This window comes from Archangium sp., assembly GCF_036388035.1.
Lineage (GTDB): Bacteria > Myxococcota > Myxococcia > Myxococcales > Myxococcaceae > Archangium.
In genome coordinates, this window is sequence record NZ_DASVSO010000329.1 from 1 (window position 1) to 6,939 (window position 6,939).

General features: G+C 67.7%; 3 protein-coding genes and 1 pseudogene. 3 read left to right on the top strand and 1 reads right to left on the bottom strand.

The window, feature by feature from the left end:
• Positions 1-1,113, bottom strand: a pseudogene (locus tag VF697_RS13525) (hypothetical protein); the annotation flags it as partial.
• Positions 1,114-1,328: 215 nt separating this feature from the next.
• Between VF697_RS13525 and VF697_RS13530 the strand changes: the two are divergent.
• The 3 genes from VF697_RS13530 to VF697_RS13540 all read left to right on the top strand — a co-directional run.
• On the top strand, positions 1,329-2,777 hold the full coding sequence (locus tag VF697_RS13530) for an FAD-dependent oxidoreductase (RefSeq protein WP_331094970.1): 1,449 nt from the start codon (positions 1,329-1,331) through the stop codon (positions 2,775-2,777).
• 92 nt (positions 2,778-2,869) lie between these two features.
• Positions 2,870-4,975: an OPT family oligopeptide transporter gene (locus tag VF697_RS13535; RefSeq protein ID WP_331094972.1), complete on the top strand. Its 2,106-nt coding sequence runs from the start codon at positions 2,870-2,872 to the stop codon at positions 4,973-4,975.
• A gap of 387 nt (positions 4,976-5,362) precedes the next feature.
• A partial coding sequence (locus VF697_RS13540; protein WP_331094974.1) for a PAS domain S-box protein occupies positions 5,363-6,939 on the top strand: 1,577 nt, incomplete at its 3' end.

Here is a 6,939-nt window from a genome sequence, read left to right on the forward strand (position 1 = left end):
CTCGGCCTTCTGCGAGGCCACGATCGACGTCTGCTTGATCTCCTGGGCCGTCACCTGCGTCTCCTGCAGGGAGGAGGCCTGGACGGAGAGCGCCTGCGTCTGCAGCCGGTGCGAGTCATTGAGCCGCTCGGCGCACTGGCCCAGCATCTGCGCCGACTCACCGAGCGAGAACGAGAAGGCACGCAGCCGCTCGAAGGCGATGGCCGTGGAGCTGGAGAGCTCGCCCACCTCGTCGGTGGAAATCCACTTGGGAAGCGCGGGCCTGCCCGACACGAGCGACTCGATGGAATGACCGACGGCATCCGTGCCCGCGCGCTGGTGGTTGGCCAGCTGGAAGGCCGCCATCGCCGCCGTGGTGACCAGGAACCCGCCGACCAGCAACACCGGCATCACCATCGAGCCCATGATGCCCTCGACCCGCTCGGTCAGCAGCGCCAGCACCTCGGGGGACACCATCGACTGCAGATCCACGAACAGCGCGCCGAAACCCACCTGGGCCTTCTTGGCGATGATGATCCCCGTCACCGACAGGGTGCACACCACGTAGAGCGCGAAGCAGTACGGCAGGTACCAGCGCTGCTTGGCCCAGATGAACCCCTTGCCCTCGGGCCGCACCTGCGGGTGCTTGTGGAACTCCTCCAGGGCGTAGGGACGGAACACCGTCTCGATGCGCTGCGACTGCCAGATCATCACCAGCGACGCCAGCAGCAGGAAGGAGACGACCACCTGGGGAATCGTCCACGGATCCAGGCCATAGACGAAGGGCGGCCACACGACGAAGCAGAAGCTCGACGCCCCATAGTTCCAGAGGAGTCCCGCCTCGATGCGCCGCGGGGCCTCGAGGATCCGCTTCAACCGATCACCCGGCTTGTCGCTCGGCCGCGACTCCAGCGCACCCTTCGTCACCCGGACTGTCAGCAGCCACGGGATGATGGTGCCAAAGACCGGGAGGATCCAGGTCACGTTGCGGACCGCGATCTTCCAGGCGAGTTCGCCCTCCAGGCCCATGATCAGCACGACCATGTAGACCATCGGGACAACCGCGGTCATGACCGCGAGTTGCATCTGCCAGAAGACCTTGAGGACGACGCGATTCAACTCCGACTTGCTCATGATGCCGTACTGTATCACCACAAATGTCCTCCGCCTCGTTCCCAACCTACTGGGAGGGGCTGGACGCGCCTCGTTGGATATGGCTCCCTGCGGGAGCAGGTAACCAACCAGGCGCCTCCTTCATCGCACCCAGGTGTTGCGAGAACCTTGATCACGTACCCTGACTTTACCGCACCCACGGTGTGTACGCGACTTACAGCATTGCGAGGGATTGCATGAGCACCGGCCAACGCGCCTTCGGGCAGGCCATCGTCATCGGCGGCAGCATCGCGGGACTCTTGAGCGCCCGGGTGTTGGCGGATCACTTCGAGAAGGTGGTGATTCTCGAGCGCGACCCGCTTCCCGATGGACCCGAGCCGCGCAAGAGCGCGCCGCAGGGACGACACGTCCATGCCCTGCTGGAGGCCGGGCTGAAGGTGATGGAGGACCTGTTTCCCGGGCTGGTGCAGGAGCTGGAGCGCGACGGGGTCGACTTCATCGACATGGGCCTGGAGTCCTCCTGGTTCCACCATGGGTCCTGGAAGGTTCGCTACGAGAGTGGCATCCGGACCATCCTGTGCTCCCGCCCGCACCTGGAGTGGAAGGTGCGCGGTCGCGTCACCGCGCTGCCCCAGGTGCAGCTGCGAGAGGGGTACACCGTCGAGGAGCTGCTCACGGACGGCTCGCGCGAGCGGGTGACCGGGGTGAAGGTGAAGGGCCCGGATGGCGCGCAGACGCTCCAGGCGGATCTGGTCGTGGACGCCAGCGGCCGGGGCTCGCGCGCGCCCCAGTGGTTGGAGGCGCTGGGCGTGGGCCCACCCGAGGAGGAGCAGGTGGGCGTCGACTCGGCCTATACGAGCCGATTCTACGAGCGCCCCGCGGGCTTCGACGACTGGAAGATCCTGGCCGTGTACGCGCGAGCGCCGGAGAACCGGCGCTCGGGCTTCGTGGCGAACGTGGAGGGCAACCGGTGGATCGTGAGCCTCAACGGCTACTTCGGCGACCATCCGCCCACCGACGACGAGGGGTTCCTGGAGTTCGCGCGCGGCCTCCCCGTGCCCCACATCCATGAGGCCATCCGGCAGGCCAGGCCGTTGACGCAGGCCGTCACGTACAAGATGCCGGCGAGCCGGTGGTTGCACTATGAGCGGGTGGCGCGCTTGCCGGAGGGGTTCGTGCTCCTCGGCGACTCGGTCTGCGCGTTCAACCCCCTCTTCGGACAGGGGATGACGGTCATCAGCCTGGGCGCGCAGATGCTCGGGGAGTGCGTGGCCAAGCAGGCCCGCTCCACTCCAGGTGACATGCGGGGGCTGTCGCGACGCTTCCAGAAGAAGCTCTCCGGGCTCATCGGGCTGTGCTGGTTCCTGGCCACCACCATGGACCTGCGCTACCCGCAGGCCCGGGGCAAGCGGCCCTTCGGGCTGGGGCTGCTGCAGTGGTCCGTCATGAATCTCATCGACCTGACCTCGATGGACCAGAAGGCCTGCCAGGAGTTCTACAAGGTCCTCCACATGCGAGGAGGCCTGGAGGTGCTCCTGCAGCCGAGGCTGGCGCTGTCGCTGCTCGGCTACAGCCTCAAGAGCCTCTTCGTTCCGCTGGAGCGGCGGGCCAACGTGACCGCCCCGCCGCCCCGGCCGGGGCAGCCGGCGCCGGGGCGTGACGAGCGGCTGGACACCGCCGCGTAACAGCCATGTGAGGGCGCCGAGTTGGCGTGTCGGGAAGGGAGTTGTAGAACCTCCCCCCACACGGCCGTCCCCCCTTCTGGGAGCCCCCATCCATGACTGAAGCAGTCAAGCCCGAGGCCAGCCGGAGCGGCACCGCTCCCAGCGGCGCCTCCACGAGCGAAGCCGAGTTCCAGCCCTACATCCCCGCGGAGCGCAACGACGTCGCCGAGTTCACCCCGAAGGCCGTCGGCATCGGCGTGATCTTCGGCATCATCTTCGGTGCCGCGACGGTGTACCTGGCGCTGAAGGCGGGGCTGACCGTCTCGGCCTCCATCCCCATCGCGGTGCTGGCCATCTCGCTGCTCAAGAAGCTGGGTGGCTCGACGATCCTCGAGAACAACGTGGTGCAGACGATCGGCTCGGCGGGCGAGTCCATCGCCGCGGGCGTGGTCTTCACCCTGCCGGGCTTCCTCTTCCTGAGCACCGACAGCAAGGGTGCCAGCTTCTTCGAGTACTGGACCATCTTCACGCTGGCGCTGCTGGGCGGCGTGCTGGGCACGCTGATGATGGTGCCGCTGCGCCGCTCGCTCATCGTCAAGGAGCACGCTAACCTGCCCTATCCCGAGGGCACGGCGTGCGCCTCGGTGCTCATCGCCGGTGAGAAGGGCGGCGACCTGGCGAAGATCGCCTTCCAGGGCGTGGGCTTCGCCTTCGTGTACGCGCTGCTGCAGAAGATCGTGAAGCTCATCGCCGAGACGCCGGCGCTGGTGACGGAGCAGAAGAACAAGTACTTCCCGTCCGCCACGCTCAACGCCGACATCACCCCCGAGTACCTGGGCGTGGGCTACATCGTCGGCCCGAAGATCGCCGGCGTGCTGGTGGCCGGTGGCGTGCTGGCGTGGCTGGGCATCATCCCACTGCTGGCCTCGGTGGTGCCGGCGGACACCATCGCCGGGCAGCTGGTGAAGCTGGGCTATCTGCAGAGCCTCACCACCGCGGGCGGTCGTGGCGGGTGGGATCCAGTGACGCACACCTTCCGGGACACGGCGAGCGCCATCTACTTCGCCTACGTGCGGCAGATCGGCGCGGGCGCGGTGGCGGCGGGTGGCTTCATCACGCTGCTCAAGACGCTGCCCACCATCGTCACGGCCTTCAAGGAGAGCCTCGCGTCGTTCAAGGACGGGGCCACGGCGGCGGCGATGAAGCGCACCGAGCGCGACCTGCCCATCACCTTCGTGCTCTTCGGCAGCGTGGGCCTCATCCTGACGATGGCCGCCCTGCCCTTCCTGCCGGGCAGCATGCTCGGCCGGCTGCTGCTGGGCGTGCTCATCGTGGTGTTCGGGTTCTTCTTCGTGACGGTGGCCTCGCGCATCGTGGGCATCATCGGCTCGTCGTCCAACCCCATCTCCGGCATGACGATCGCCACCCTGATGGCCACCTGCCTCATCTTCATCGGCATTGGCTGGACGGGTGACGTGTACCAGCCCATGGCGCTGTGCGTGGGCGGCATGGTGTGCATCGCCGCGGCGAACGCGGGCGCCACCTCCCAGGATCTCAAGACGGGCTACCTGGTGGGCGCCACGCCGAGGGCGCAGCAGATTGGTCTCATGATCGGCGCGGTGGCGGCGGCGGTCGTCATCGGCCTCACCATGAAGCTGCTGGACACGCCGACCGCCGAGCTGCGGGCCCAGGGCGTGGAGCACATGATCGGCACGGCCGCGTTCCCCGCGCCGCAGGGCACGCTGATGGCCACGCTCATCAAGGGCCTGCTGTCCTTCAACCTGGACTGGCAGTTCGTGCTGGTGGGCGTCTTCCTGTCCATCACCATGGAGCTGTGCGGCGTGAAGTCGCTGTCCTTCGCCGTGGGCGCCTACCTGCCGCTGTCCACCACCGCCCCCATCTTCGTGGGCGGCGCCATCAAGGGCCTGTCGGACTACGTGGCCGCGCGCAAGGGCGAGCACGTCGAGGAGTCCGAGCTCGGCCCCGGCAACCTCTTCTCCACGGGACTGGTGGCCGGCGGCGCGCTGGCGGGCGTCGTGGTCGCCATCCTCTCGGTGAACGAGGGCCTCAACGCGGCCATCGGCAAGCTGTCCGTGGAGCACGCGCTCATCAACACGGTGGGTGTGGGCGGCTTCCACCTCATCGGCGTCACCGCCTTCGCCATCATGGGCTTCGTGCTGTACCGCATCTCGCGCAGGCCCGCCTCCGCGCAGGGGTAGCCCCCCGCTGAAGGAAGTCCCCTGGAGCGCCCGGCGTGAGTCCTCCCGCCGGGCGCTTCGTCTTTTCACGGGCCGTGCGCTGACCGAGCTCCTGGCTGAAGCCAATCACTATGAACCTCAATAATCGTCTGGCCAACACTCCCTGAGGTGCGCTGTCCGACAGCAAGCACCCCCGCTAACATGGCGTCATCGTCGCGGCTGACGCCTGTGCCAGGCCGACGCGGGGAAGCACTCGAGCCTGAAGCCAGACATCCAGCCCTGAAGCCAGACATCCCAGCGGAAGTGCCCCCTGCGCGGCCGGGGCTTCCACCTCCAGCCACGGCAGTCCTCCACCCCGTCTGCCCGCCACCCGGCCCCCGCCATAGCGGCGGCCTTCTTCCCAAAGCCATGAGCTCCCTGACCCTCTCCACGTCCTTCTCCGACGCGCTGGCCGAAGGCCTCTTCCAGGTCCAGAACCACGCCCTGCTGCGCGCCATCCTCGACAGCATCTCCGAGGGTGTGATCATCGCCGACGCCTCGGGTCGCCTCGTCTACTTCAGCCCCTACGCCCACAAGTTCCTCGGCCACGGGATCCTCGACTCCAGTCCAGAGGGGTGGAGCAAGGACTACGGCATCTTCTACTCGGACATGCGGACGCAGTGCCCCTCCGAGAGGCTCCCGCTGTACCGCGCCCTCCAAGGAGAGGAGGCGCCCGAGGAGGATCTCTTCATCCGCAATGCCCTCGTCCCTGGCGGCCAGCACGTCCACACGACCGGCAAACCCATGCGCGATGGGCAGGGAAAGCTGCTGGGCGCCATGGTCTTCATGCGGGACACCCACGTCCAGCGACAGGCCGAGGCCGCGCGGCGTCGCACCGAGCAGCGCTTCCGCCTCATCGTGGAGGCCGCCCAGGAGGGCGTCTGGACGATCGACAGCGACCAGCGCACCACCTACGTCAACCGCTACCTGGCCGACCTTCTCGGCTACACCGTCGACGAGATGCTGGGCAGGCCCGTTCTCGACTTCATCCCGGAAGAGGCCCACGCCCGAGTCACCGGCAACCTCGAACGGCGGCGCCAGGGCCGATCCGACGTCTATGACTCCAAGCTCCTCCACAAGGAGGGCCGGCACGTGTGGACCTTGATGTCGTCCAACCCCATCTACGACGAGGAAGGCGACTACGTCGGGGCGCTGGCCATGGTCACCGACATCACCCGGCGGCGCGAGGCCGAGGAGCAGGTGCGCCAGCTCAACGAGGAGTTGGAGCGCCGCATCGCCGAGCGCACCGCCCAGCTCGAGTTCTCCAACCGCGAGCTGGAGGCCTTCGCCTACTCGGTGGCCCATGACCTGCGCGCTCCGCTGCGCAGCATCTCCAACTTCACCCTGGCGCTGGCCGAGGACTGCACGGACAAGCTCGACGCCATGGGCCTGGACTACCTCCAGCGCATCCGCGCCTCCTCGCAGCGCATGTCCGAGCTCATCGACGGCATCCTCTCGCTCTCGCGCGTCAATCGCACCGAGTTCGTCGAGGAGGAGGTCAACCTGTCCACCCTGGCGCGCTCCATCTCCGAGCAGCTCCAGCGCTGGCAGCCCCAGCGCTCCGTGCGCTTCTCCCTGCAGGAGGGGCTGGTGGACCGGGGAGACGTCCACCTGCTGCGCTCGGTGCTGGAGAACCTGCTGGGCAACGCCTGGAAGTTCACCCGTGAGCGGCCCGTGGGGGAGATCGAGTTCGGAGTGCTCCCGGCACAGACCGGGGAGCGGCGTGTCTACTTCGTCCGGGACAACGGGGCCGGCTTCGACATGGAGTTCCAGGCCAAGCTCTTCGGCGTCTTCCAGCGCCTGCACACCCAACAGGAGTTCGAGGGCAATGGGGTGGGGCTGGCCACCGTGCAGCGCATCATCCGCCGCCACCAGGGCCGCGTGTGGGGCGAGGGCCGGGTCGACCACGGCGCCACCTTCTACTTCACCCTCCATGAGCCCGCGGG

Excerpts from the sequence above, each read along its gene's own strand:
- VF697_RS13535 (WP_331094972.1), top strand. The coding sequence starts at position 2,870 with ATGACTGAAGCAGTCAAGCCCGAGGCCAGCCGGAGCGGCACCGCTCCC.
- VF697_RS13530 (WP_331094970.1), top strand. The coding sequence starts at position 1,329 with ATGAGCACCGGCCAACGCGCCTTCGGGCAGGCCATCGTCATCGGCGGC.